This is a genomic window from Kaistella treverensis (assembly GCF_900114045.1).
In the GTDB taxonomy this organism is placed as follows: Bacteria; Bacteroidota; Bacteroidia; order Flavobacteriales; family Weeksellaceae; genus Kaistella; species Kaistella treverensis.
Genome location: NZ_FORQ01000001.1, coordinates 171,494 through 196,696 on the forward strand (window position 1 = coordinate 171,494; position 25,203 = coordinate 196,696).

Below are 25,203 nucleotides of genomic sequence, written 5' to 3' on the forward strand. Positions count from 1 at the left end.
CTTACACCGCATTTTTTTCGCGGTTCAGTTTGCTATGTCTAAAACCGTACCCAAAATAAATAATCATGCCCAAAGCAAACCACACGAGGAACCAAAACCAGTTGTTATGCGTCATTCCGGTTAATAAATAAAGGCACGAGCTTAAACCCATCAGTGGAATGAGTGAGAGTTTTTTAATTAAAGTTAAAACGCACAAACCAATATTTATTAAAAGGAAAAAGAACATTGAAATTCTGAATTCACCTTCGTTTGGATCTTTCCAGTCCATTAAATTATGGAAAAATTCCGGCTGCCAGAAGTAGAAAAATGCAAGTCCGCCGAGAAAAAGAACCGGAAATATAAACTGCGAATTGATGTAAGGCAGATGAAATCTGCCGGGCAGTTTTTCTTTGGAAGGCAAAAGCAAAACGCCACCACAAACGAGCACAAAAGCGAAAATTGTCCCGATGCTTGTAAAATCTAAAATGAACGATTTATCGGTAAATAAAATAGGAATTCCTACCACAACACCTGTAATAATCGTTGCAAATGACGGTGTGCTGTGTTTCGGGTGAATTTCCATAAATTTTTTCGGCATGAGACCATCGCGACTCATGGCGTACCAAATCCGCGGCTGTCCCATTTGGAAAACGAGTAAAACCGTGGTAATCGCAATAATAGCACCGAGCGAAACCACAAATTCCATCCAGGCAACATTTGCGTTGGTTTTTTCGAAGATGAAAGAAAGTGGATCGCCTACGCCTTCAAACCTTCTGTAATCCACCATTCCCGTAAGAACCAACGTCAAAATAATATAAATTACAGTACAAAGTACGAGGGAAATTATCATTCCGCGTGGCAAATTTTTCTGTGGATTTTTGGTTTCTTCGGAAAGAACACTCAACGCATCAAAACCGATATAGGCGAAGAAAACTCCGGAAACGGCGCTCATCACACCAGCAAATCCGTTCGGCATAAAGGACTGCTCGCCGGTTTCAATGCTCGCCGGGAACCAGTTATCAGTATTGATAAAAGCAATACCAACCGCAATTACCAAAAGGATGATGAACAATTTCAGCAAAACAAAAATATTATTAAAATTCTTTGATTCTTTGACACCGACATATACCAGCCATGTGATCAAACCGTTGATGACAAGCGCCGGAACATCCAGAATAATTTTTAAATTACCAATAATTGGAGCTGTTTTCCAGGCGTTGAGAAGTTCCTGATTTTGGGAACCGCCAAAGAAAGCTTTTTTCGCTTCCGGATAACTGGCAGTTAAATATTCCGGGATGTGAAGCCCGATTCTGCCCATAAAACTCGTAAAATAGTCTGACCAGGAAAAAGCTACATAAATATTTCCGAAGGAATATTCCATAATCAAAGCCCAACCGATAATCCACGCCATAATTTCGCCAAAACTCGCGTACGCATAGGTGTAGGCTGAACCGGCGGTCGGAATTCTACTTGCAAATTCTGCATAACAAAGCGCCGTAAAACCGCACGCAAAACCACAAATAATATAGAGAACGATGACGCCAGGACCACCGCGGAAAACCGCTTCGCCGAGGGAGCTGAAACTTCCCGCCCCAATAATCGCTGCAATTCCGAAAAAGACAATATCCCAAACTCCTAAAACGCGCAATAATCCCGAGGAATGGTCGTTTGCACTGTATTGTTTTCTTCTGAAAAGCTGATTCATCTTAAATTTTTAATTTACACAAATGTAAAAGAAAATTTGGAAAAATGACTTTTTTGGTGCTTTAAGCAGGAAATTATTGAAAAAAATGCCCGTTTAGCAGGTAAAAATTAGCTTTAATTTTTTCACCAGAATTTCACCTTTTTAGCTTGAAAAATTCCGGGTTATTTTGGTGTTTTTTTCGATTTTAATGAATTGTTGTTGCTTAATTAATTTCAAAAAAAAAGCTGCTTTTATGGCCGAATTTTTTGTGGTTAAAGTTTGAAGCTCACCAATTTAGAAATTATCCACTTTTCCACAAGCTAGAAATTAACTTGTGAAAGCAATAAGTTTTCGTTAATTTCGTTGATTAAATGTGGAAAAGTATCCGGCAGATTTTTGCTGAAATGCTTCGTCCACTTTCTAAAAAAAAACTTTCCGAAAACTAGGATTTCATGAATTCAAAAAAAATCTTCGTCGCAACGGCGATATTCTATTTCGGCTTCTCGGAGGCACAACAATCCCAATATTTCAGCGACCGCGAAAACTACCGCTTTAACCTCGCAGAAAATCTTTACCAGAATAAAATTTACAACGCTTCACAATTTGAATACGCCAGACAGTATTTTTATAATGAAAATCTGTCGAATTCAAAGAAAGAAGCTGCGCAGTTTTTTGATAATGTCATCGGTGTAATTCTGCGGAAAAACCATGCGGAAGAAGGTTTGGACGCTTTTATTAGAGAATATCCGAACTCCGCGTATTTTGCTCAGGCGAATTTGCCTTTAGCCGATTTTTATCTGGCACAAAAGGATTTTGATAAAGCCTTGGAAACATTAAAAAATGTAAACCAATACCAACTTTCGAAAGAAGAAAACACGGAATATATCATGAAACTCGGTTATGCGAAATTCATGACCGGCGATTCCCGCGGCGCGATTGAAGCTTTGGAAGAAGCTTATGTTTCTGCGGAAGGTTCAGATAAGTACGATGTTGCTTACATGTTGGGGCACTTGTATTACGCTGACGGACAGAACGATAAAGCATTTTCATTTTTCGATCAGATCAAAGACAACGAAAAATATGCGCGAGTGGTAAAACCGTATTACGTGCAGCTTTATTTTAATGAAAAAGATTACGACAAAGCGATTGTAGAAGGAAATTCGCTGCTAAATGAGGATATTTCTGCCGAATATAAAACCGAGGTTCACAAAATGATTGGTGAAAGTTATTTTATGAAAGGTGTTTACGAATCGGCGTACCCGCATTTGAAAATTTATCTGGACAGCAAGAAAACTCCGTCAGAAAGCGATCTATATGAAATGGGATTTGTCTCGGCTCATCTGAAAAAATATGATGAAGCGGTTTCGTATTATAATCAATTATTGAACAGTAAATCGGCGACGTCGCAAAACGCGTATTACCAGCTTGGAAACGCGTATCTGGAAGTTGGTAAAAAACAGGAAGCACTTTCGGCGTTCCGTTCCGCATATCAAATGACTTACGATGCTAAAGTTCAGCAACTCGCACATTTGCAATATGCGAAGCTGAGTTATGAACTCGGAAATCCTTTTGAATCGGCTTCTACGGTGATTCAAAGTTATATTTCGAAATACCCGAACAGTGCGGATACAAAAGATATGAAGGCACTTTTGGTGAAATCTTATCTGTATTCCGGTGATTACAAAGGAACTTTGGCAGCCATCGATAAAATGCCGAATTCCTCGCCAGAAACCGATAAAGTGGATCAGGAAGTTTCATTTTTAATCGGAACTGAAGAATTTAATAAAGGAAATTTAGATGCTGCAGAACGGTATTTTTTACGCAGTCTGGAATTTAATTATAATAAAGAATTCAATACCAGAGCGACGTACTGGCTGGCGCAAACCTATTATCAAAAAGGAAATTATCCGTCGGCGATTGTAAGGTTTGAAAAACTTAAAAACGAAGAATTTTTAGAAAAACAGCAGCTGAATTACGATTTGGGTTATGCTTATTTTAAATCAAAAAAATTCGAGAAAGCCAAGGAATATTTTACGGCTTATCTGAAAGATCCAAAACCGGAATTTAAAAATGATGCGGAACTTCGCCTCGCAGACACGTATTACGCGAATAACGATTTGAACGAAGCGATCGCGATTTACGACAAAGCGGAAAATGCTGATGATTATACATTGTTCCAAAAAGCTTTAGCTTTAGGTTTTAAAGGTGATACTGTAGCGAAAATTGCGGAGCTTAAGAAATTATTGACGCAATATAAAAACTCGGAATATTTTGATGATGCACAATATGAAATTGCAACTGCGTACGCCGCCAATGATGATTTCAAAACATCAAACGATTATTTTACACAAGTCATCAAAACAAGTTCTGACAAAGATTTGGTCGCGAATTCGCAAATCTACCGCGCGCAGAATTATATCGATTTAAATGACGACGCAAAAGCTTTATCGGAATTCAAATCGCTGGTAAATCAGTATAAAAACACGGCTTATGCCAGCAAAATTGTGCAGGCAGCGCGCCCGGTTTTCATTAAAAATAATGATGTTTCGGGTTACCAAAGTTTTGCACAAAGTTTAGGTGTACGCATCGATGCTTCGGAAATCGATGAAATTAACCTGAACCGCGCAAAAACGTTCTACGCAAATAAAGATTATAAAAGCGCCATACCACTTTTTGAAAAATATCTCACTCAAAATCCAACCGGCGAAGGCTTATATCAGGCACAATATCAGCTCGGTGAAAGCTATTTCCAAACCAATAATCCCACGAAAGCTTTGTTGGTTTTACAGGAAGTTGCCAAAGTACAAAACGATTATCAGGAAGATGCACAAACGCGGATTTCACAGATTTATCTGGCGCAGAACAACCCGAATGAAGCGAAAAAATATCTCGTTAATTTGGCAAATTCTACGAATATAAACGTGAAAAATTTCGCGAATGTAGAATTAATGAAAATCTACGCGGACGAAAAAGATTTCAAAAAATCGGAAATGCTCGCTGATTTGGTGCTTCAAAATCCGAAAAATCCAGCTTCGGTAAACGAGCTTGCGAAAGTCATTAAAGCCAGAAGTCTGATGAACAACGGAAAAGATTCCGAGGCGAAAGCAGCTTATACAGCGTTGGAAAAATCTTCGAATACCGAAGTTGCGGCGGAAGCATTATATGCGAAAGCTTTCTACCAAAACAAGGGAAAAGCCTTTAAATCTTCGAACGAAACCATTTTCAAACTCGCCAATAATTACGCTTCTGAAGAATATTGGGGCGCAAAATCTTTGGTTTTAATGGTTAAAAATTATATTGGCTTGAAAGATAATTACCAGGCAAGTTACACCGCCGACCAAATTATCGAAAACTACGGCGACTTCCCGGAAATTGTAAGCGAAGCGAAAGAATTAAAAAAACTAATTAAAAAGTAGATAATTGTATGATGTCGGCTGTACGATGTCGGGTGTAAAATGTACTTATCCATCACCCATCATCCATCATCCATCATCCATAGTATATCGTACCTAATACAACCATCAATGAACAAGAGCATTCAGAATATATTTTTCATCGGTTTACTGTTTTCTTCAACTGCGGTTTTTTCACAGATTAAGGAGGAAAAATTAATTTTAGACAAAAAACGCGAGCCGGAGGTAAAAAAAATAGAAAAGAAAAAAACCTCTGTAGAGGCGGAAAAAAATTATCCGCCGGAAGAAAAGTCTGCCAATCCACCAACGTACGATATTACGAATGTGCCGGCGTCTTCAGATTTTAAAACTTCTTTAATTAAAGGCGAAGATATTTCACCCAAATTTGACGCCGATTACCAGAACAACTATTTCCAGCTTGGAATGGGAAACTACGGAAAAATTCTTGCGGACGGAAATATTTCTACAAAACTGGAAAATGATATGGAAGTTGGCGGTGACGTGCATTTCCTTTCCACCACCGGTTTGCGGAAGGTTTATGATTGGAATTCCAAACAAAATTCCGCGAATGTGGGCGCATTTTTAAACTCTTACGGAGAAAAAGGCAAGTTCAGCATCAACGCGGATTATGGTCTGGATAATTATAATTATTACGGAATTTACGCGCTGACGCCCTCTTCAAACAACGTGAATTTACAGCAGAAAACCAGCGAGATTAAGCTGATTGGTTACTACGACTTTTATTCGAATGACATTTTAAATGATGTCCGCTTGAAATCATCTTTCCTCACCGATGAGTTTCATGCAAAAGAAACGCAGGCTGAAATGATGCTGAATTTATCAAAACACGGCGTAGAATTGCCGAGTTTTAATAATATAAATTTTAACGCTGATTTAGGCTTAAATGTGGAAACTTTAAAAACAGATTTTGACATTCTCGACAAAAATTCTTCAGAATTTTTAAATGCTACCGTAGCACCGAAAATTACTTTTTTTAAAGGAAATTCATATTTAATGATTGGTTCGGACTTTTCATTTTTAAATGCTAAAAGTTCTAACACGATTTTAGGCGGTCAGGTACAAAATAACAAAACCTATTGGTTTCCAAAAGCAGAACTGCAGTTTGCCGCGGTGGACGAATTTAAATTTTATGCCGGAATTACTGGAGGTTTAAAACTGAATTCTTACGCTAATTTGCTCGAAGAAAATCCGTATTTGGTTTCTGATCAGCAATTGCGCGCCACCGAAACAAAGTATAAATTTTATTTTGGTTTACGCGGAGACATCGATCAGCAGTTAAAATATGATTTCAGCGCAGGTTACGGTAAAATGAATGATATCCTATTCTTTAAAGCGAACGATCTTTTCAATAATACGGTGGATTATAACCGCCCGGCTTATGATTTTGCGAATACTTTTTCCCCTGTTTATGACGACGGAAACGTGAGTGAAGTTCGCGGAAGCGTGCAGTATTTTCCGCTCGCAAATTTAAGTCTGGATGCGGAGGTAAATTTTGAAAAATATGACCTGAATAACACCGAAAATATTTATAACAAACCTTTAATAAAAGCCAGTTTAGGCGGTAAATATTTAATGCTTGATAAAAAGTTGAATTTGGGCGCGAAAGCGATTTTCCGCAGTGATATGACCACCAATTCCTATAACATCAGCACCGACGCGCTGAATACTGGAGTTTACACCACTACCGAAAACGAAAACGACAAAGTTGGTGGATTTGCGGACTTAAATTTGTCGGCAGAGTATAAAGTTCATAAAAATTTCAGTATTTTCGCACTCGGAAATAATTTACTCAACACCCAATATCAAACTTTCAAAGGTTATAAAGTTTTGGGAGCACAGTTTTTGGGAGGTGTAAAAATTAGTTTCTAAAATTTTTGAATTTAATTCAAATGGCTGCGTAGTTCAACTGGATAGAATATCAGATTTCGGCTCTGAGGGTTGGGGGTTCGAATCCCTTCGCGGTCACAAAAAAGCGGCAAAACTTCTTGAAGTTTTGCCGCTTTTTATTTAATTCAAAACTGCTGAAGTTTAAAATCAATCGTTCGTTACCGTAAGTTTAACCTCGATATTATTTCTCGTGGCGTTGGAATACGGGCAAATTTCATGGGCTTTTTCGACCAATTTTTGTGCTTCTTCCAATGAAATCTGCGGAATATTCACCGCCATTTCTACCGCTAAACCGTAGCCGCCGTTCTCAATTTGTCCTAAACTTACTTTAGCCGTCACAGCGGGTTCACCGGTTTGGATTTTTGCTTTACCGATAACCAAACTCAAGGCGCTGCCAAAACAAGCAGAATAGCCCGCTGCGAAAAGCATTTCGGGATTGGCAAAGTCGTCGCTGTTGCCGCCGAGAGCTTTCGGCGCACGTACGTCGAGTTCTAAAATTCCATTTTCGCTTTTTACATGTCCGTCGCGGCCGCCTTTTGCCGTTGCGCTTGTGGTGTACAATGTTTTCATCTTTTTTATTTTTCTATTTTGTGAAGTAATTTAGTTACGGTGTCTTTCATTGCGGAAAGATCGTTTTCGGATAAATCCAGCTTTTCCTGCAGTTTTCCGGGGATCAAACAGGCTTTGTTCTGCAGTTGTATTCCTTTCTCTGTCAGGAAAACCTCCACGACGCGCTCATCTTCACGCTTTCTGTGGCGGACGAGGTAATCTTTCGCTTCCAGTCTTTTTAATAATGGTGTTAAAGTCCCGCTGTCGAGATACAGTTTTTCGCCAATTTGCGTGACGGTCAACCGTTCATATTCCCAAAGCACCATCATCACCAGATACTGCGAATACGTGATGTCAAGTTCTTCCAAAAAAGGCCGGTACATTGCCGTAATTTCCTTGGCAATTACGTAAAACGGAAAGCACAGCTGGTTTCCTAATCTTGGTATTTCGGGATTTTCCATCGTTTTAGCTCGGAATTTTTATTTTTTGATGATGAATTCTTCCATCGGAATTCTCACTTTTTTCATGTGCGACAGGTAATCTTTTTCAATGTCGCGATAACCTAAATAAAGCAGGCTGACACTTTTTAAGCCTAAAGCTCTCAAACCTAAAATTTCATCCACGACTTCGTTGCTGAAACCTTCGGCTGGTGTGCTGTCAATTTTCAGTTCCGCGGCTTGCGCCATTGCCAAACCAAGTGCGATATACGTTTGTCTTGCAGCGTGTCCGAAGTTCTGTTCCGCACTTTGCGCGCTGTAAATTTCTTTTAATTTGTCGGTATAACTGCCGAATCTTCCGCGAGGTAATTCTCTCACGTCGGTGTGGTAATCGTACACTTTGTCGATTTTTTGTTCAGAATAATTGTCCCAGGCGGCGAATACCAAAACATGTGACGAATCTCTCATGACTTCAGGATTCAGCGCTCCCTGAACCATTTTTTCTTTCAATTCCTGATTTTCAACCACGATAATTCTGAATGGTTGCAAACCGGAAGAAGTTGGCGCCAGGCGCGCGGCTTCTAATATGGTGTTGAGGTCTTCCTGCGAAACTTTTTTTTCTGGATCATAAGCTTTCACGGCGTGTCTCCATTTCAGGTTTTCTATTAGCTGCATATTGTAAAGTTTTTTGTTTTTCTATTTTGAAAGACAAAGATAGTTCACAACCATATTGCGCGCAATTTAAATTGATAGAGAGAATCGATGCTTGAAATTTTTAAAAAAAAATGCCAAAAAAACCGCCAAAAAATTGACGGTTTATATTATTAAAAAATTGGCTGCTTTAGCCCATTTTTTTTGCATCAGCTACAAACTGAGCCAGGCCTTTATCTGTCAACGGGTGATTCAATAAATTTAAAATTGAATCCAAAGGTGAAGTCACTACATCAGCACCGATTTTCGCACAATTGATGATGTGCATCGGCGAACGGATGGAAGCGGCTAAAATTTCGGTATCGTACATGTAATTATCAAAAATAACCCTGATTTCTTCTACTAAATTCAGTCCGTCAACCGAAATATCATCCAGTCTTCCTAAAAAAGGCGACACGTAATTTGCCCCGGCTTTAGCTGCCAATAATGCTTGCCCTGCGGAAAAAATAAGCGTACAGTTCGTTTTGATTCCTTTATTTGAAAAGTATTTCAAGGCTTTAATACCATCTTTAATCATCGGGATTTTAACCACGATATTGGGGTGTATGGCTGCAAGTTCATCACCTTCTTCAATCATTTCATCGTAGGTTGTGCCCAATACTTCTGCAGAGATGTCACCATCAGATACGATTTCGCAAATGGTTTTATAATGATTCATAATGGCGTCTTTTCCGGTAATTCCTTCTTTCGCCATCAGAGATGGATTGGTGGTGACTCCGTCTAAAATCCCTAAATCCTGCGCTTCTTTTATCTGCTCAAGATTTGCAGTGTCGATAAAAAATTTCATATTACTTTTATTTATTCAAAGGTAAGATTTTCACGTCCAACTGGAAAATGATTTGGCTCCTAAAAAATTTCTAATGCTATTTAGTGGAAAGTTTTTCTTCGATTACCGCTAAAGCGGATTTCACGTCACGCATTTTCTCCATCGATTCTGCGTCGATTTCAATATCGAAAACTTCTTCCACATCCAAAATTACATCCACCAGATTCGCGGAATTGATATTTAAATCGTTGATGAAATCTGTATTTTCACTGATTTTTTCTAAAGCTTCTTCGTCTTTAACGTAAGGTTTTACAATTTTTTTCAGTTTCTGTATCGCGTCTTCTTGATTCATTTTTAATTTATTTAAAATATTTTTTAAAGATAACGCATCCGTTCACGTCACCAAAACCGAAACTTACTTTCATCGCAATTTTTAGGGGCTTTTCGACCATTTTTTTCGGAATACACTCCGCATCGATGATCGCCGTAATTTCCGGATTTAAATCTTCACAGTTGATATTGGGAGCGACAAAATTCTCGGAAAGTTGCAAAACCGCTGCTACACATTCCACACTCGCAGCCGCGGAAAGGCAATGTCCCGTCAGTGATTTTAAGGAATTGATGTACGGAAAATCCTTGCCGAAACGGTTTAAACTTTCTGCTAAGTTTCTAATTTCGGTGCTGTCTTTCGCTGTCGCCGTCAAATGTCCGCTGATATAATCGATGTTGCCGGCTTCAATTCTGGCTTCCGAAAGCGCGTCTTTCACGCACTTCTGCACCGCCGTGGAATTTGGCGCGGTCATACTTCCGCCGCCGCGTTGCCCGCCGCTGTTCAGATTTCCACCTAAAATTTCACAGTAAATTTTCGCATTTCTCGCCAAAGCAGACTCTAAATCTTCGATGACCAAAGCACCGGCGCCACTTCCGGGCACAAAACCCGCCGCCGAAGCACTCATCGGTCGTGAGGCTTTTTCGGGTTCGCCGTTTGATTTATAATTGCAGACTTTTATCGCATCAAAACCCGCCCAAATATACGGTCCGGAATCGCTCGTGCTGCCTGCAAGAATGCGTTTTGCTTTACCTGCTTTGATACGGTCAAAAGCCATCAAAATACTTTCGGTTCCCGTTGTACACGCCGAAGAATTGGTCGTAACCTGATTTCCAAAACCTAATTTTCCGCCCAAATAAGCCGAAATTCCGCTGTTCATCGTTTGCGAAACCGCAGTGCTGCCGAGTCGCCGCGTTTGAAGGTCATCAATTTTGTAAATGCTTTCCCGAAATTTTTCAATTCCTGAAGTTCCGGTGCCGAAAATGGTTCCGCTGTCCCAATCTGGGTTTTCGCTTTCTGAAATTGGTAATCCAGCATCTTTCCAGGCATCCAAACCTGCGATTACGCCGTACATAATTCCGGTAGAATTAAAATTTCTAAGCTCCAGATCAGTGAAATATTCTGTATGATTTACTTTGTCAACCGGTGGAGTTCCGGAAACCTGACATGAAAATTTTAAATCTGCGAGCTGCTGATCGAATTTAATTCCGGAGCGCCCATTTTTCAGCGCCGACCGGAAATCATCCAAACCAATTCCGTTTGGTGCGACCACGCCTAAACCGGTGATGACAACTCTTCTTTCCATTTTATTTCACTTTTATAATTCCGGCAATCGTGCCTTCACACACAATTTCCGAATTTTCGTTCAGCATTTTCACGCGGCACTTTAATTTATTAAACCGAAAATAAATTTTTTCCGAAATCACCGTGACTTTTTCACCAGGGAAAACAGGTTTTAAAAATTCGATTTCTGTGGACGTTAATCCGATCTGGCTTTCTGAATTCAGCTCGTTTCCGACCAAAAAAATTCCGAGACAAACGACACCTATCTGCGCCATCGTTTCGGTTAAAATAACGCCTGGCGTGACCGGATTTTCTTTAAAATGACCTTTGTAAAAATCTGAATTTTCATTGAAGGTGAAAGTTCCGGTGGCGCCGTTTTCGTCGACGTGCAGCAATTCGTCCACAAATAAAAATGGGGCAGAATAGGGCAATTTTTTTAAAATTTCTGAAACTTCCATCAGCATAAATGTTCGCCGCCGTCAACAGGAATTACACAGCCATTGATCCACGCAGCTTCGTCGGTACAAAGCATAGTCACGACATTTGCAACATCGTCGGGCGTGGTTAATCTTTTAAACGGATTTCGTTTTTTGGTGTGTTCCACAATTTTTTCGCTTCCGGGAATCATCTGCAAAGAGCGCGTATCGGTAACGCCAGCCTGAATGCAGTTCGAACGCAAACCAAATGGCGCAAATTCTACCGCGATATTTCGTGAAATTGCTTCTAAAGCAGCTTTTGCGGCGGAAACCGCGCCGTAATTCTGCAACGGTTTGGTGCTGCCTTCACTCGTGAAAGCTAAAACCCGTGCATCTTCAGCGAATAAATTTTCATCGAAAATAATTTTGGTCCAGTCATATAAACTTGTTGCCATCGCATTCAGCGTAATCGCGAAATCGTCGCACGACAAACTTTCGTTCAGCGAACCGGTCATTGGTTTTAAATTTCCTTTTGCAATACTGTGTAACAAACAACGAATTTTTCCGCCCGATCCCAGTATTTTTTTTAATTCTGCTAATATCTCAAACTGATGCTCCGAATTTAAAACATCTTTATTTAAACTTAAAAACTGAATTTTTTCCTGCTTTAAGGCCGAAAAATCTTGATTTATTTTTTCCATTTCCGCGCGGGAATTGCGATGGATAATACAAATATTCATGCCTTCAGCGGCTAATTTTTTTGCCGACGCCAGTCCCAGGCCGGAGCTTCCGCCCAGAATTAGCGCCCAGTAATTTGTATTTTCAAATCTTTTTACCATTGTAGTAAAACGCGTTGCGCCGAAAATCCGGGACCGAAACTCAGCATCAAACCTTTTTCACCTTTTTGTGGCTTTTGGTTCATAATTTCTTCTAAAACGTACAAAACTGTCGCACTCGACATGTTGCCGTATAACCGTAAAATTTCCTTGGTTTTATCGATGTTTTTCCCCAATTCTGAAAATAAACCTTCTACCATCTGCACAATTTTTTTTCCACCGGGATGAAAAATTAGGTGGTCAATATCTTTTATTCCTAAATTCTGTTTTGCTAAAAACGGATGCAGAATATTCGGGAAATGTTCCGAAATCGTGTCCGGAACTTCGATATCCAAAATCATCTGCAAACCCGAATTGGTAAGCTTAAAACCCATCATGTGTTCATTATCGTAAAAATGGTACATTTCTTCCGCTAAAATTTCCGGACCTTCAGCATTCTCTTCTGATGACATCAAAACGCACGCGGCGCCATCACCAAAAATAGCAGCACTCACAATGTTAGCCATCGAAAAATCTTCAAGCTGAAAAGTCGCGGTCGGACTTTCTACCGCAATTACCGCAGCGCGCTTTCCGGGATTTGCCTGAAGGAAGTTTTTGGCGTAAATAATTCCGGAAACTCCGGCAGCACAGCCCATTTCGGTGACCGGCAAACGCACAATGTCCTGTCGTAAATTCAGCTTATTGATAATATAAGCATCCAGCGAAGGAATCATAATTCCGGTGCAGCTTACGGTTATGATGTAGTCGAGCGATTGCGGATCCCAGCCGGCTTTTTTTAGAGATTTTTCCAAAACCTGCTCGCCTAAAATCACCACTTCACGCGCATAAATGTCATTTTTGTCTTCAAAGGAAGTTGCGGTGAATACTTCTACCGGATCCATAATTGAATATCTTTCATCAACCGCGGCGCCTTCAAAAATCTTCTTTACTTTCCGAATAAAACGCTCATCCTGATCGACGAGCCATTGATCCAGAAAAGGAATAACTTCAGCGGTTTTTCGGGAATATTTGGGCAATTGCTTCGCAACTGTAACTATTTTTACACTCATATTTTTTCAATAATCCATTGGTAGCGAAAAGCCCACTTCCATTTAATACTGTATTTTTTTAGCTGTAAATTCCTGGAATATTTTTCTAAATCTTCACGTTTGAAACCGCGCAAAATCGAAATTAATCCGTCATCTGCCGTCATTTTTTTTAACCGAAAAATAAAGATAATCATTTGAAACAATCTGTACGCCAATCTGCTGCGATGCAAGTCATTTACAACAATTCCTTTGGTAACCAAATTCAGAATAACATTTACGATTTTCAAAATTCCTTCGTCTTTAAAATGATGTAAAGTCAGCGTAATCAGCGCAATGTCTATTTTATATTTCGAAAAATCATATTCAAAAATATCTTCGGCGAGGTAAGAAATATTTTCAAATTCTGCCGAACATTTTTCAGCATGCCGAATTGTGGCTTCATTTGCATCGATACCAATCAAGTTAAATTTCAAACCGTTTTCTTGGCCGAATTTCGCCAGCATTCGCAACATATCGCCGCCGCCGCAACCAAAATCCATTATAGTAATGGTTTGGTCTTTCGGAAAATCTTCGATGAGTTTTTTTACGCCTTCCAAGGTCACAGAATTTCCGCCCAAAAGTTGGTTTATTCGCGCAATATCGTCTAAAGCTATGACCAGACTTTCGTTGTCCATGGAAAAATCGTCCATCGATTCTTCTAAATCGGTTCTTCTGTAGGTGGTATTTAAAGCCATTAATTTTCAGTCATATTAATTTCTTTTCCGTGTGTTTTCCTGATAATAACTGGTAAGACAAATGGAAAAATAGTGAGCAAATTGGTCAGTATTTCTGATAATTTCGAATGCTCCAGAATGCTACCCAAAATTCGGCCATATTTGAGCCTTTTTTTGAAATTTTTATTCCAGTTTGCCGCGTAGTTTTTTTCCATTTCATCTCGCGAGGTTTTTCCTTTTAAGAATTTTAAAGTTTCCTCGGAAGCAATTTTCGCGCTGTGAACTGCCATTGCCATTCCGTTTCCGCAGAGCGGATGAATGAGTCCGGCAGTGTCGCCCATCATCAGAATATGATTTTCAACGTTTTCTTTTTTATCAAAACAAATTTGGCTTATGGTTAAAGGTTTCTCAAAAACCGGCGTTGATTTTTCTAAAATATTTTTAAGATGAGGATTTTGAAACACAATTTTTTGCTGAAATTCCCCGATATTTTTATACGTTTTAAATGATTTAAAATTAACAATATAGCAGATATTGATTATTTTATTTTCTATTTTCGAGACGCCGCAATAACCGCCTTTAAAATTATGTAAGCCAACCACATCAGCGGAAAAATTGCCTTTATAATGAGATTTTACTGCTAACCACGGCGATTTTTTCTGGAGAAAACTTCGGTTCAGTTTTACGTCAATATTCGATCGTTTACCAAAACCAGCAAGTACAGCTTTCGCTGTTAAAATTTTGCCTGACAGCAGATGAACTTCAAAAAAATCTTCTATAAAAATAACGTCATTTACCTGATCTTCCAGGATTTCACAATTTTGTGAAAGTGCTTTTAAATATAGAGCGTAGTCCAAAGTATAGCGACTGACGCCGAAACCGCCGAGCGGAAGTTTCGCGCTAATGCTTCGCCCGGATTCAGACGAAAATTGCAACTGCGTAATTTTTGTAGGTTGTAAAGCTTCAATATCGATTCCGAGCCAGTCAAAATAAGGCAAAATTTCATTCGAAATATATTCACCGCAAACCTTGTGTTTTGGGTAAGAATTTTTCTCCACAACTACGACTTTCCGCCCCATTTTCGTGAGGTGTATAGCGCTGGTTAAGCCTGCCAAACCGCCGCCAATAATTACAATTTCAGAATCGAGGTTGGAATCTTGCAACTTTTTTTATTTAAATGTAGTGAAAATTTTCACTACAAAAGTTACAAAAGTTTGATTTTTGATGGGATTTTAAGCATTACTCACTTAAGTTTAAAAGTTAAAAAACGTCGCGCGAAAGAGACCAGAAAAGCCTGTCAAGAATTATTATTAAATAAAAAACCTCACGTTTCCGCAAGGTTTAATTGTAAACATTTTTACCATTATCAAATCTTCAAATCTTCAAATTATCAAATCATCACATTATCAATCATCACATTATCAAATCCTCGAATTATCAAATTAAATCTTCTCATTTTTAATTTCATCAACAATTTCCGGATTCAAAAGGGTAGAAGTGTCACCGAAATTGGCAAAATCACCTTCCGCGATTTTTCGCAGGATTCGGCGCATAATTTTGCCCGAACGCGTTTTCGGCAAGGCCGACACAAACTGTATTTTATCGAGTTTTGCAATTGGCCCGATGGTGTCAGAAATCACGTTGTTAATCTCTTTTCTTAAATTCTCGCGGTCACGTTCTTCTCCGCTGTCTTTCAGCATCACGAAACCATAAAGCGCGCTGCCCTTCACATCGTGCGGATAACCAACAATCGCAGATTCCGCCACGGCTGGGTGTAAATTTACACTGTCCTCGATTGGTGCTGTCCCCAAATTATGACCTGAAACAATGATCACATCATCTACACGGCCGGTAATTCTGTAGTAGCCAACTTCATCGCGTAAGGCACCATCGCCGGTGAAATATTTGCCGGGAAAAGCGGTAAAATATGTTTCTTTATATCTTTGGTGGTCGCCCCAAATGGTGCGCGCAATTCCCGGCCAGGGAAAACGGATGCAAAGATTTCCATCAACCTGGTTTCCCGTAATTTCATTGCGTTTATCGTCCATCAAAACCGGCTGAATTCCCGGAATCGGCAATGTCGCATAAGTTGGTTTTGTCGGCGTGATGAACGGCAGCGGGGAAATCATAATTCCTCCGGTTTCGGTTTGCCACCACGTGTCCACAATCGGGCATTTTTTCTTGCCAACGTGGTCGTTATACCAATGCCAGGCTTCATCATTTATCGGTTCACCAACGGACCCGATGATGCGCAAACTCGACAAATCGTGCTTTTCCACCCATTCGTAAGATTCTTTTGCCAAAGCACGAATCGCGGTTGGCGCAGTGTAAAACTGCGTAACTTTATGCTTATCGATCACTTTCCAGAAACGGTCCGGCTCCGGATAGGTCGGTACTCCTTCGAAAATCACCGTCGTAGCTCCGTTCGCCAGCGGACCGTACAAAATGTAGGAATGTCCCGTGATCCAACCGATATCTGCCGTGCACCAGAAAATATCATTCTCTTTGTAATCAAAAACATTTTTAAAGGTGTACGCCGTGAAAACCATATAGCCTGCCGTCGTATGCAGCATTCCTTTCGGTTTTCCGGTAGAGCCGGAAGTGTACAGAATAAACAGCGGATCTTCGGCATCCATAATCACCGAAATAAAATCCGACGGTGCTTTGTCGTAAAGTGGCTCCAGCCAAAGATCGCGACCTTCTTTCATGTTCACCTCGCCGCCGGTTCTTTTCACCACCAAAACCTTCTCAACGGTCGGACATTTTTCCACCGCTTCATCAATAATTCCTTTTAGATCAATGGATTTTGAGCCTCGGTAACTTCCGTCGGAACACACAATCATTTTTGCACCGCAGTCATTCACTCGTGATTCCACAGCATTTGCGGAAAATCCGGCAAAAATCACCGAATGTACCGCGCCTAACCGTGCACACGCCAGCATGGTGACCGCAAGCTCCGGAATCATTGGCAGATAAATGCACACGCGGTCGCCTTTCTGTATGCCCTGATCGCGCAGGACATTAGCCATTTTACACACGCGGTTGCGCAGTTCGCTGTAGGAAATATGTTGTGCCTCTTCGTTCGGGTCATTCGGTTCGAAAATTATCGCCGTTTTGTCACCGCGCCCGTTCAAATGGCGGTCGATACAATTTTTAGTGATATTCAGTTTTGCGTTTTTAAACCACTTGATTCTGGCTTCTTCCATATTGTAGTCCACAACTTTAGACCAACGCTGGTACCACACAAAATTCTCATCCGCAACCTTGTCCCAGAACTTTTTCGGGTTTTTTATGGATTTTTTGTACTGTTTGAAATAGTCTGGAAGATCATCAATTACATAATTTTTCATATCTATTAATTTTTTGTTTTGTTATTTTAGGAGCCGGGAACCTGCTATCCGCTCATACTCCTCACGACCGGGCTTTTGCCGGTGCATGTTGCGGGGTAACCGCTTCTATCAGGGCTATTTTTTAGCCGCTATTTTTAGGTTTTTTGCTTTTTTACCACAAAGTATCGCAAAGAATTTTCAAAGCATTTCTTCTAAACGTTCGCAAAGGCGTTCACTTAGCGAGAACTGACGTTTTTTACTCTAATTCTTTTGTGTCCATTTGTGACCTTTGTGGTTTAAAAAATTCCCGGTTGTTTTACCATTTTTTTACTTTTTTCTGTGTACTCTGTTTTTAAAAAAAATCCCAGTTATTTGACCTTTTTTTTACTTTTTCTATGTCCTTTGTGGTTAAAAAATTGCCGCTTGTTCGACCATTTTTTTTCGTTTCAGCAACTAATATTTCTTAACTCTTCAAAAGCTCTTCAACCCGTTCGGTAAGTTTCTTTATCGAGTACGGTTTGGTGATATAATCATCCGCACCCATTTCCAAACCTTTTTCAATATCTACCGGGTTATTTTTTGCACTCAGGAAAATTACTTTTACGTTTTTCAGCTTTTCCTGAGTTTTTATTTCTTGCAATGTGGAAAATCCGTCCATTTTCGGCATCATGATATCCAGCAAAATCAAATCTGGTATTTCAGTTTTCAACAGCTCCAGAACTTCAGAACCGTCGCGCGCTATAAATACCTCGTAACCCGTTTTGCGAAAAGCATATTCCAAAGTCATTATTATTTTATGTTCGTCGTCAGCAATTAATATTTTCTTCATAGCATTACTTCGTTTTCATCGGGTATTTTTTCAATTTCTGTGTCGTCTTCAGATGAGATTCAGAGTGGTAAAAAAATCTCAAAAGTCACCCCAATTTCTTTGTTTTTCACCAGAATATCGCCGCCGTGTGCGCGCATAATCTGTCTGCAGATCGCCAAGCCAAGTCCGCTTCCTGCCGGTTTTTGTAAATTCTGGTTTTTAGATTGGTAAAATTTTTCGAAAATAAAATCGAGATCTTCGGGCGGAATAATTTTTCCGGTGTTAAAGACCGAAATTTTCAGTTTTTCATTCTGTATCTGAAATTTCGTCTGGATCATTCCCTGTTCATTGGTGAACTTCAGCGCGTTACCTAAAATATTCTGAAAAACCTGAATCATACGCGGCTCGTCATATTCAAAGATTTCGTCATCTAAAAGATTAACTTCAGAATGATGCAGGTTTCTTTTTTCGAAAAGATGAAGCAATGGTTTTACCGATTTATGGAAGGTTTCGATAATATTATAAGACTGGATATTCAGCGGAATATTCCCGGTTTCAAGCTTGTCCAGATACAGAATGTCATTGATAATTTCGCTCAGCCGATCAGATTCTGAAATTATATTTTCAAGGAAATCTCTTTTCAGTTCCTGCGGCATTTCGTCGTCGTCAAGCAAAATTTCGCTTGTCGCGCGAATCGCGGTGAGCGGCGTCCGAAGTTCATGCGCGACGCTGTCCAGGAATTCATCTTTTTGCTTGTCTTTTACCAAAAGGTTTTGGTTGGCGTATTGAAGGTCATCCGAAAGTTTCAGCAGCTGCGAAGATTGCTCGCTCAACCTTTTATTCAGCGTAATGTTTTCCTTTGATTCTTCTAAAATCTGCAAAACTTCGGGCAACGAAATTTTATCTTCCTTAGTCACACCTTCAATTAAAATTTTAGCTGAAGCGGTGCCGATTCTTCCGCTTAATAGATTTTCGGAAAACTTGATAAACCGCGAATCTGCCGTGTCGCTGCCGCCGGTAATTTTATATTTTAAATTGAAAATTTTCAGCGCCTGCTCGGTTTTTTTCTGGCCGAGAAATCTTACCAAAATCTTTCGGATATCTGAAATGTTCGCTCGTCCTTTCCAGATATACGCGTTTTCGTGATTTTGAATATAATCGTTGATGTCTACGTACAGTTCGGCATAATTTCTTTCGCGGTAGCTCGTAACTGTATTCACCGAAACCAAAGTAAAAAGCAGCGCATTTACCAATACGCTCCAGAAAAAAATCTGTGCAATCGGCGACAAATAAGGGATATTAAAAAAACGGAAAAAGCTGCTGTTATAAAAAGCACTTTGTTTGAAAGTTTCAGAAAAACTCGGCAAAACAAGGCCTAAATAGCAAATTGTAATTCCGACAATAATCCCAGCAACGCTACCGATGTAATTGCCGCGGCGCCAGAAAACGGCACCGAAAAAACTTGGCGCCAACTGCGCAATAATTACAAAAGAAACCAAACCGATGCTGAAGAGACTTTTGCCGACCATCAGGTATTTATAGAAAATAAATCCGGTGATAATGAGCAGAAAAATGCTGACTTTCCTGATGTTTACAATGGTTTTAGTATTGTCAACATCGGAGCTTATTTTAAATCTGTCGAGCCAGCCGTACGGAATGATGAGGTTATTTGACAACATAATTGAAAGTGAAATGCTGGAAATGATCACCATGGAAATACACGCGCTTAAACCGCCAAAAAAAACCATCGCAGCGATGACGGTATTTCCAAATTTTTGCGGAATTAAAATAGAGTAGAACTCCGGATTTACATCTTCGCCAAAAAACAATATTTTTCCGCCCCAGGCGATTGGAAAAACAAAAAAGTTAAAAATCAAAAGGTACAGCGGAAAAAGCCAGATTGCAGTTTTTAGGTGCTTTTCCTTGCGATTTTCTATAATTGCGGTGTGAAATTGCCGCGGCAAAAGAAAAATAGCAGACATCGAAAGCATCGACATTAAAAACCAATTAAAGCCGCCTTCCAAACCGTTAAATGAATTTTTCGCCGAAAAATCAGGCAATTTTTCAGCTTTGGCGTAGATGTCTTCAAAACCATTAAAAACGCCGTACACCACAAAAATTCCGAGAATGATGAAAAAGATAATTTTCAGAAAACTTTCAACTGCAACAGCGGAAATTATTCCGAGCCTTTTTTCCGACGCGTCAACATATTTTGTCCCGTAATACGAGGAAAATAAAGCGATAATTACCACGACATATGTTGCAGAATCGTAGAAAATATTGGTGGTATTTTCAGTTTCTGTAAGCAAATGAAAGGTTTCGGAAATCGCCTTGATCTGCAAACTGATGTACGGAACAATCGCAAACATGCAAACCAGCGCGATCAAAGCGCTTAAAGACCGGCTGTTACCGTAGCGCAGCGAAATAAAATCTGCAATACTGCTTATTTTGTTCACACGTGAAATTCGGATAATTTTTGAATTAATGTAAATCCAGGCCGGAATAATTATTACAGGTCCGATATAAATCGCCATATATTCCAAACCCTGATTTGCGGCGACGCCGATACTTCCGTAATAAGTCCACGCAGAACAGTAAACCGCCAGCGACAGCGCGTAAACGTAAGGATTGTTCACCCAAAAGCTGCTTCTGTTCTTTTCGGCAAAGTATGCCACGAAGAAAAGAAGTCCGAGATAGATGATGACCAGCGCGAAAAGCAGATAACTATTCATTGAACTTTTTGAAAATGAGGAACGAACTTACCGAAGAAGCCGCCCAGACGAAAAAAATATAGACATAAATCAGCGGTAAACCGAGAAATCTTTCAGTACTGTTAAACAGCAGCAACACTGGCGCATTGAATAAAATAAACAAGGCAATGCTTAAAATAACCAGCTTTTGTTGATGTCTTTTTTTCATTTTGATTATAAAAGAAACCAACGGGAAACGAATTTCCCGTTAGTGTTCAGTTTAATTAAATTTTATCGTCCGCGTATTCGCCCGTGAAAGAATACCAGCCGAAAATTCCTAAACCACCGACGATAATCGGCATTAAGACGGTGAGGATAATCCAGCCGAAAACATTGTCTTCCTGTTTGTCGGACATCACTTTTGGAATTCCGAACATTGTCAAACCGTAATATGCGACTACGAGCGCTAAAAGCATCCAGACAATTCCTAATATTTTTTTTAATTGATCCATTTTTTTTCCTGTTTAAAGTTACTAAATTTTGAAGATAAAGCGCTAAAAAGCCTTATTCTGGCACGGAAATTTCTGCCGGCGTTTCTATAAATTCATCTTCGGTTAAGCTTTTATTTTTGGTTTTCAGATAAAGTGTTCCGATGACCAGACACACCGCGGCAACGACAATCGGATACCATAAACCTTCGAGATACCATTCAGAATGCCCCGCGTCTTTTCCGGAAGTCACCAGATAGGTCGCTACGGCCGGAAGCAGTCCGCCGAACACTCCATTCCCGATATGATACGGAAGCGACATCGATGTGTAGCGGATTTTTAGTGGAAACATTTCCACCAAAAAGGCTGCGATAGGACCGTAAACCATTGTTACAAAAACCACCTGTATAAAGACCAATAAAATCAAATACCAGCGCGTGTCAGGATTTACGGTAATCGACTGTTTGATGAGTGGCGCTTCAGCTTTTCCGTCAACCATAATTGGTCCGGCTGCAGCCCAGTGTACGATGCTGTCTTTTTTCAATAAAGTTCCGTCCGTAAATACTTTTTCCTGGTGAAAAGTAATCAAGCTGTCTGTCGGAATTTTTGCGTGTGCTTTAGCAGTTCTTTTTTCGGTTAAACCATTTGCCGCAAGCACTTTACTTTCAATTTTCACTGAGTTGTACATGGCTTTGTAAATCGGGCGGTAGGCGATAATGGCGAGTAACATCCCGATCATCATAATCGGTTTTCTACCAACTTTGTCGGATAACCAACCGAAGAGTACAAAAAGCGGTGTTGCGACAAAAAGTGCCAGTGCCATCATCGTGTCAACCTGTGACGATTCTATGTTCATCACTTTCTGCATAAAGCTCATTGCGTAGAATTGTCCCGTGTACCAGATAACGCCTTGTCCCATGACGGCTCCGAACAGCGCCAGCAAAACAAATTTGAAGTTGAACTTATTGCCGAAACTTTCTTTTAATGGATTTTTCGAGGTTTTTCCCTCTTTTTTCGCTTTCGCAAAAAGTGGAGACTCTGCCATATTCCGTCGGATGATATACGAAACTCCCACCATTAAAATGGAAATCCAGAATGGAATTCTCCAGCCCCAACTGTCAAATTCTTCCGCAGAAAGCGAGGTTTTGGTTACTAGAATTACAATCAACGAAATAAATAAACCAGCAGTTGCAGTGGTTTGAATCCATGAAGTCCAGTAACCACGCCGGTGCGGTTGCGAATATTCTGCAACATACGTTGCGGCGCCGCCATATTCACCACCTAATGCTAATCCCTGTAAAAGTCTCAGGATTAAAACCAAAACCGGTGCAGCATAACCAATGGTTTCATATTCCGGAACGCAACCAATGAGGAAGGTTGAAAAACCCATGATGAGAAGCGTTACCAAAAAGGTATATTTTCTACCGATGATGTCGCCCAGTCTTCCAAAGAATAATGCCCCAAAAGGGCGAACAACAAATCCTGCAGCAAAAGTTGCTAAAGTTGAAAGAAACGCGGCTGTTGGGTTATCTGCCGGGAAAAACTTGGTCGCTAAAACCACGGCTAAACTTCCGAATATGTAGAAATCATACCACTCAATCAGCGTCCCGAGTGACGACGCCATGATGACGCCCCAAATGGTTTTGTTCTTTTTTTTCTCGGCGACATAAGCATCATGCTCCTCCTGAGATTTAAATTTTTTGGCCATAATTACTTGTTTTTTTTTGATTTTAGATTTGATAAGAAAACTGCTTAAAAGGAGTACATCACCCGTAGCATTGCACGGAAATTGCCCACATCTTTCAGATTATTTTGCGCCTGACCTTCTGTATTAACATCGCCCCAGGTAGCAGCTGTATATTCTATTTCGGGCGCGATATTGAATTTATTCTGTTTGAATTCCACGCGGGCAGATGCGCGCCAAACATCGTTGATAATTCGTTGTGCCGCGGCACCGCGCACGTAAAGATTTTTAAAACCAGCATCGACACCGGAATTTTTAGTATAACCGAAGAAAACACCGGGCGCAACTTTCGCATTTGCGCTGGCAACATCTGCCCAGAAAGAGGAAGTTTTGGAAGCCTCATAAGATTCCTGACCGTTGGTTTCCGTATAACCGGCAAAACCGCCGAGCATGACCAGATGATGCAGATTTCTGCCTGTAATTCCGTATAATTTGGTGATTATTTTTTCGTTCGCGTATTTAAAATACCCGAAAAAGAGCTCAGATTTTACCGTTTCATCAGAAGCCAAACCTGCAGATTCAATTACCGGTTTTATGGACCGGTATTCTGCGCCTGCACCGGCGGTGACGTTTTTATTTTTGTATTGCAGCTGTCCGTGGAAAGTGGGAAGGGCAGAGTTGAATACTGCGCTGTTCGGTGAAGCGCCGGTAGCGTTTGCGGTTTGAAATTCGCGGTCTTTATACGCAACAACCGTAAATGTAAGCTCCGTACTTAATTTCTGTGCAACTTTTACCTGACCTGCCCATCCAAAAGGATTGAATAAAATGCCGCTGTTAAAGTTCATTACTCCCGGAAAAACATCAGGAATTACAGTGGGATACCAGGTTTGTCCGAAAGTTACCGCAGTTTTTGGCCAGGCCAAAGTTGCTGTTGCGTGGCGAAGTCTCATCAAGCCGGTACTTCCCGTACCTGCTGAGCTTTTATTGAGCTCTGTATTTCCGTAAAAATCAGCTTCAATATTTCCGGTGGCTTTTGCGCCCCAAACATCCGGACCACGAAAACGGATGCCGACACGCGACGTAATTGCTAAAATATTGCTTCCGCCGGCAGCGTTTATATCGTTTCCGTTTGCGTCTAGTTTTTCATCCAGTGGATAAAGATTGAGTTGCAGCTCGCGGGTGTACGCGGATTGTCTGCTGTCAAAATTATATTCAGTGCGCACCCAACCGTATAGGGAAACGTCCCATTCCTTCGGTGCTTTTTTCTCAGCTTCCAGAGCTTCGATTCTTTTCAAAAGCTCTTCGTTGGTGGGCGTGTCCTGCGCCACGAGAAAATCTGAAAATATAAGCGAAGAAATAATTCCTAATAAAACAGCAGTTTTCTTCATGGATTAATAATTTTTAGTTTAGTTTTTTGCTGAAACTAAATTGAAACTAAAAATCTATCTGAAGAAATTTAATATATACAAGTGTAATGCATATAGCTACAAATCCACATTGAAAAAAAATACCCAAATACGGGGAAATTTATTTCTTAAACCTTTCCCATTTAATCATCATGTATTTGTCCCCAAATTCTGTGATAACAAGCCCGGAGCCTTTTAGATTTTCCTCTTTGGACATATACTGTATAAGCTCGTTTTGTTTAAAAACTTTGTATACCGGATGAAAATCGGAATGCGGCGGCCTCGTAATGTTATATTTCTTAATCCAGGAACTTACCGTGTTGTGTGAAACACCGATAATCCGTTCTATTTCGCGGTAACTCAGACCTTCCAGATAAAGCTGAAGTGCTTTTGTCACCACGTAATCATCAATCTGCTTACCGAGTTTTTTAACCGTGAAGTAGTATTTGCAGTCTTTGCACAGAAAACGTTGCCGTTCTTTAATAATACCGCTTTTCACAACATTTTGCTGATTGCATTTCGGGCAGGAATTCGGCATAAATATATCTTTTTAGCAAATATATAATAAATGAGCAATATTTGATAGTAGCGGAAAAAATTTAGATAGAAATTCTCAAGATAAATAATCTGCTAAAGGAAGGCATTGATTTTTATATCAAAATTTTAGAAAAATACTGTAAACAGCCGGTAAAAAATGTTTTAAATTAAAGAAAATGATGAAGAAATATGACAAAAAGACCAATCTT

22 protein-coding genes and 1 tRNA gene are annotated in these 25,203 nt (G+C 40.0%); 3 read left to right on the forward strand and 20 right to left on the reverse strand.

What is annotated here, in order from left to right; all coding sequences use genetic code 11:
• Position 1: 1 nt before the first annotated feature.
• Positions 2-1,684: an APC family permease gene (locus BMZ55_RS00880; protein WP_089817834.1), complete on the reverse strand. Its 1,683-nt coding sequence runs from the start codon at positions 1,682-1,684 to the stop codon at positions 2-4.
• A gap of 431 nt (positions 1,685-2,115) precedes the next feature.
• On the opposite strand from BMZ55_RS00880, the gene BMZ55_RS00885 reads away from it, so the two are divergent.
• From BMZ55_RS00885 to BMZ55_RS00895, 3 genes are all read left to right on the forward strand, one after another.
• Entirely contained in the window at positions 2,116-5,079 is a 2,964-nt protein-coding gene (locus tag BMZ55_RS00885) for a tetratricopeptide repeat protein (protein ID WP_089817836.1), read from the forward strand.
• 108 nt (positions 5,080-5,187) lie between these two features.
• On the forward strand, positions 5,188-6,966 hold the full coding sequence (locus BMZ55_RS00890; protein WP_089817838.1) for a porin family protein: 1,779 nt from the start codon (positions 5,188-5,190) through the stop codon (positions 6,964-6,966).
• A gap of 22 nt (positions 6,967-6,988) precedes the next feature.
• Positions 6,989-7,062: transfer RNA gene (locus BMZ55_RS00895), tRNA-Arg, on the forward strand.
• Positions 7,063-7,131: 69 nt separating this feature from the next.
• On the opposite strand, the gene BMZ55_RS00900 is transcribed toward BMZ55_RS00895, so the two are convergent.
• The 19 genes from BMZ55_RS00900 to BMZ55_RS00990 form a co-directional block, all read right to left on the reverse strand.
• Positions 7,132-7,554 carry an organic hydroperoxide resistance protein gene (locus BMZ55_RS00900; RefSeq protein ID WP_089817840.1) on the reverse strand — a complete coding sequence of 141 codons (423 nt, stop codon included), beginning with the start codon at positions 7,552-7,554 and terminating at the stop codon, positions 7,132-7,134.
• Positions 7,555-7,559: 5 nt separating this feature from the next.
• Positions 7,560-7,994 (reverse strand): MarR family winged helix-turn-helix transcriptional regulator, encoded by a 435-nt coding sequence (locus BMZ55_RS00905; protein WP_089817842.1) that lies wholly within the window; start codon positions 7,992-7,994, stop codon positions 7,560-7,562.
• Positions 7,995-8,012: 18 nt separating this feature from the next.
• Positions 8,013-8,645: an NAD(P)H-dependent oxidoreductase gene (locus tag BMZ55_RS00910; RefSeq protein WP_089817844.1), complete on the reverse strand. Its 633-nt coding sequence runs from the start codon at positions 8,643-8,645 to the stop codon at positions 8,013-8,015.
• 166 nt (positions 8,646-8,811) lie between these two features.
• Positions 8,812-9,468 carry a fructose-6-phosphate aldolase gene (fsa, locus tag BMZ55_RS00915; protein WP_089817846.1) on the reverse strand — a complete coding sequence of 219 codons (657 nt, stop codon included), beginning with the start codon at positions 9,466-9,468 and terminating at the stop codon, positions 8,812-8,814.
• A 76-nt stretch (positions 9,469-9,544) separates the two neighbouring features.
• Complete coding sequence (locus BMZ55_RS00920; protein WP_039345229.1) at positions 9,545-9,799, reverse strand: acyl carrier protein; 255 nt, start codon at positions 9,797-9,799, stop codon at positions 9,545-9,547.
• Positions 9,800-9,806: 7 nt separating this feature from the next.
• Positions 9,807-11,081, reverse strand: coding sequence for a beta-ketoacyl-[acyl-carrier-protein] synthase family protein (locus BMZ55_RS00925; protein WP_089817848.1), 1,275 nt, complete (start codon positions 11,079-11,081; stop codon positions 9,807-9,809).
• Between the two features lies 1 nt (position 11,082).
• Positions 11,083-11,517, reverse strand: coding sequence for a 3-hydroxyacyl-ACP dehydratase FabZ family protein (locus BMZ55_RS00930; RefSeq protein WP_089817850.1), 435 nt, complete (start codon positions 11,515-11,517; stop codon positions 11,083-11,085).
• Positions 11,517-12,314 (reverse strand): enoyl-ACP reductase FabI, encoded by a 798-nt coding sequence (locus BMZ55_RS00935; RefSeq protein WP_089817852.1) that lies wholly within the window; start codon positions 12,312-12,314, stop codon positions 11,517-11,519. Before BMZ55_RS00935 ends, BMZ55_RS00930 begins: the two co-directional genes overlap by 1 nt.
• Entirely contained in the window at positions 12,308-13,360 is a 1,053-nt protein-coding gene (locus BMZ55_RS00940) for a type III polyketide synthase (protein WP_089817854.1), read from the reverse strand. Before BMZ55_RS00940 ends, BMZ55_RS00935 begins: the two co-directional genes overlap by 7 nt.
• The gene (locus BMZ55_RS00945) at positions 13,357-14,073 is read right to left on the reverse strand and encodes a methyltransferase domain-containing protein (protein WP_089817856.1); all 717 of its coding nucleotides are present in this window, start codon (positions 14,071-14,073) and stop codon (positions 13,357-13,359) included. The genes BMZ55_RS00940 and BMZ55_RS00945 overlap by 4 nt, the downstream gene beginning before the upstream one ends.
• Complete coding sequence (locus BMZ55_RS00950) at positions 14,073-15,215, reverse strand: NAD(P)/FAD-dependent oxidoreductase (RefSeq protein WP_089817858.1); 1,143 nt, start codon at positions 15,213-15,215, stop codon at positions 14,073-14,075. The genes BMZ55_RS00945 and BMZ55_RS00950 overlap by 1 nt, the downstream gene beginning before the upstream one ends.
• A 279-nt stretch (positions 15,216-15,494) precedes the next feature.
• Entirely contained in the window at positions 15,495-17,402 is a 1,908-nt protein-coding gene (gene acs, locus BMZ55_RS00955) for an acetate--CoA ligase (RefSeq protein ID WP_089817861.1), read from the reverse strand.
• A gap of 442 nt (positions 17,403-17,844) precedes the next feature.
• On the reverse strand, positions 17,845-18,210 hold the full coding sequence (locus BMZ55_RS00960) for a response regulator transcription factor (RefSeq protein WP_089817863.1): 366 nt from the start codon (positions 18,208-18,210) through the stop codon (positions 17,845-17,847).
• 59 nt (positions 18,211-18,269) lie between these two features.
• Positions 18,270-20,921, reverse strand: coding sequence for an ATP-binding protein (locus tag BMZ55_RS00965; RefSeq protein WP_089817865.1), 2,652 nt, complete (start codon positions 20,919-20,921; stop codon positions 18,270-18,272).
• Positions 20,914-21,108, reverse strand: coding sequence for a hypothetical protein (locus BMZ55_RS00970; RefSeq protein ID WP_039346029.1), 195 nt, complete (start codon positions 21,106-21,108; stop codon positions 20,914-20,916). Before BMZ55_RS00970 ends, BMZ55_RS00965 begins: the two co-directional genes overlap by 8 nt.
• Before the next feature lie 55 nt (positions 21,109-21,163).
• A complete protein-coding gene (locus tag BMZ55_RS00975) occupies positions 21,164-21,391 on the reverse strand; it encodes a DUF6814 family protein (protein WP_089817867.1) in 228 nt (75 codons plus the stop codon).
• Between the two features lie 52 nt (positions 21,392-21,443).
• Entirely contained in the window at positions 21,444-23,075 is a 1,632-nt protein-coding gene (locus BMZ55_RS00980) for an MFS transporter (protein WP_089817869.1), read from the reverse strand.
• Positions 23,076-23,119: 44 nt separating this feature from the next.
• Positions 23,120-24,439 carry a hypothetical protein gene (locus BMZ55_RS00985; protein WP_089817871.1) on the reverse strand — a complete coding sequence of 440 codons (1,320 nt, stop codon included), beginning with the start codon at positions 24,437-24,439 and terminating at the stop codon, positions 23,120-23,122.
• 139 nt (positions 24,440-24,578) lie between these two features.
• Entirely contained in the window at positions 24,579-24,995 is a 417-nt protein-coding gene (locus tag BMZ55_RS00990) for an IS1/IS1595 family N-terminal zinc-binding domain-containing protein (RefSeq protein WP_089817873.1), read from the reverse strand.
• Between the last annotated feature and the right edge of the window lie 208 nt (positions 24,996-25,203).

Excerpts from the sequence above, each read along its gene's own strand:
- BMZ55_RS00880 (WP_089817834.1), bottom strand. The coding sequence starts at position 1,684 with ATGAATCAGCTTTTCAGAAGAAAACAATACAGTGCAAACGACCATTCC.
- BMZ55_RS00885 (WP_089817836.1), top strand. The coding sequence starts at position 2,116 with ATGAATTCAAAAAAAATCTTCGTCGCAACGGCGATATTCTATTTCGGC.
- BMZ55_RS00890 (WP_089817838.1), top strand. The coding sequence starts at position 5,188 with ATGAACAAGAGCATTCAGAATATATTTTTCATCGGTTTACTGTTTTCT.
- BMZ55_RS00900 (WP_089817840.1), bottom strand. The coding sequence starts at position 7,554 with ATGAAAACATTGTACACCACAAGCGCAACGGCAAAAGGCGGCCGCGAC.
- BMZ55_RS00905 (WP_089817842.1), bottom strand. The coding sequence starts at position 7,994 with ATGGAAAATCCCGAAATACCAAGATTAGGAAACCAGCTGTGCTTTCCG.
- BMZ55_RS00910 (WP_089817844.1), bottom strand. The coding sequence starts at position 8,645 with ATGCAGCTAATAGAAAACCTGAAATGGAGACACGCCGTGAAAGCTTAT.
- fsa (WP_089817846.1), bottom strand. The coding sequence starts at position 9,468 with ATGAAATTTTTTATCGACACTGCAAATCTTGAGCAGATAAAAGAAGCG.
- BMZ55_RS00920 (WP_039345229.1), bottom strand. The coding sequence starts at position 9,799 with ATGAATCAAGAAGACGCGATACAGAAACTGAAAAAAATTGTAAAACCT.
- BMZ55_RS00925 (WP_089817848.1), bottom strand. The coding sequence starts at position 11,081 with ATGGAAAGAAGAGTTGTCATCACCGGTTTAGGCGTGGTCGCACCAAAC.
- BMZ55_RS00930 (WP_089817850.1), bottom strand. The coding sequence starts at position 11,517 with ATGGAAGTTTCAGAAATTTTAAAAAAATTGCCCTATTCTGCCCCATTT.
- BMZ55_RS00935 (WP_089817852.1), bottom strand. The coding sequence starts at position 12,314 with ATGGTAAAAAGATTTGAAAATACAAATTACTGGGCGCTAATTCTGGGC.
- BMZ55_RS00940 (WP_089817854.1), bottom strand. The coding sequence starts at position 13,360 with ATGAGTGTAAAAATAGTTACAGTTGCGAAGCAATTGCCCAAATATTCC.
- BMZ55_RS00945 (WP_089817856.1), bottom strand. The coding sequence starts at position 14,073 with ATGGCTTTAAATACCACCTACAGAAGAACCGATTTAGAAGAATCGATG.
- acs (WP_089817861.1), bottom strand. The coding sequence starts at position 17,402 with ATGAAAAATTATGTAATTGATGATCTTCCAGACTATTTCAAACAGTAC.
- BMZ55_RS00960 (WP_089817863.1), bottom strand. The coding sequence starts at position 18,210 with ATGAAGAAAATATTAATTGCTGACGACGAACATAAAATAATAATGACT.
- BMZ55_RS00965 (WP_089817865.1), bottom strand. The coding sequence starts at position 20,921 with ATGAATAGTTATCTGCTTTTCGCGCTGGTCATCATCTATCTCGGACTT.
- BMZ55_RS00970 (WP_039346029.1), bottom strand. The coding sequence starts at position 21,108 with ATGAAAAAAAGACATCAACAAAAGCTGGTTATTTTAAGCATTGCCTTG.
- BMZ55_RS00975 (WP_089817867.1), bottom strand. The coding sequence starts at position 21,391 with ATGGATCAATTAAAAAAAATATTAGGAATTGTCTGGATGCTTTTAGCG.
- BMZ55_RS00980 (WP_089817869.1), bottom strand. The coding sequence starts at position 23,075 with ATGGCCAAAAAATTTAAATCTCAGGAGGAGCATGATGCTTATGTCGCC.
- BMZ55_RS00985 (WP_089817871.1), bottom strand. The coding sequence starts at position 24,439 with ATGAAGAAAACTGCTGTTTTATTAGGAATTATTTCTTCGCTTATATTT.
- BMZ55_RS00990 (WP_089817873.1), bottom strand. The coding sequence starts at position 24,995 with ATGCCGAATTCCTGCCCGAAATGCAATCAGCAAAATGTTGTGAAAAGC.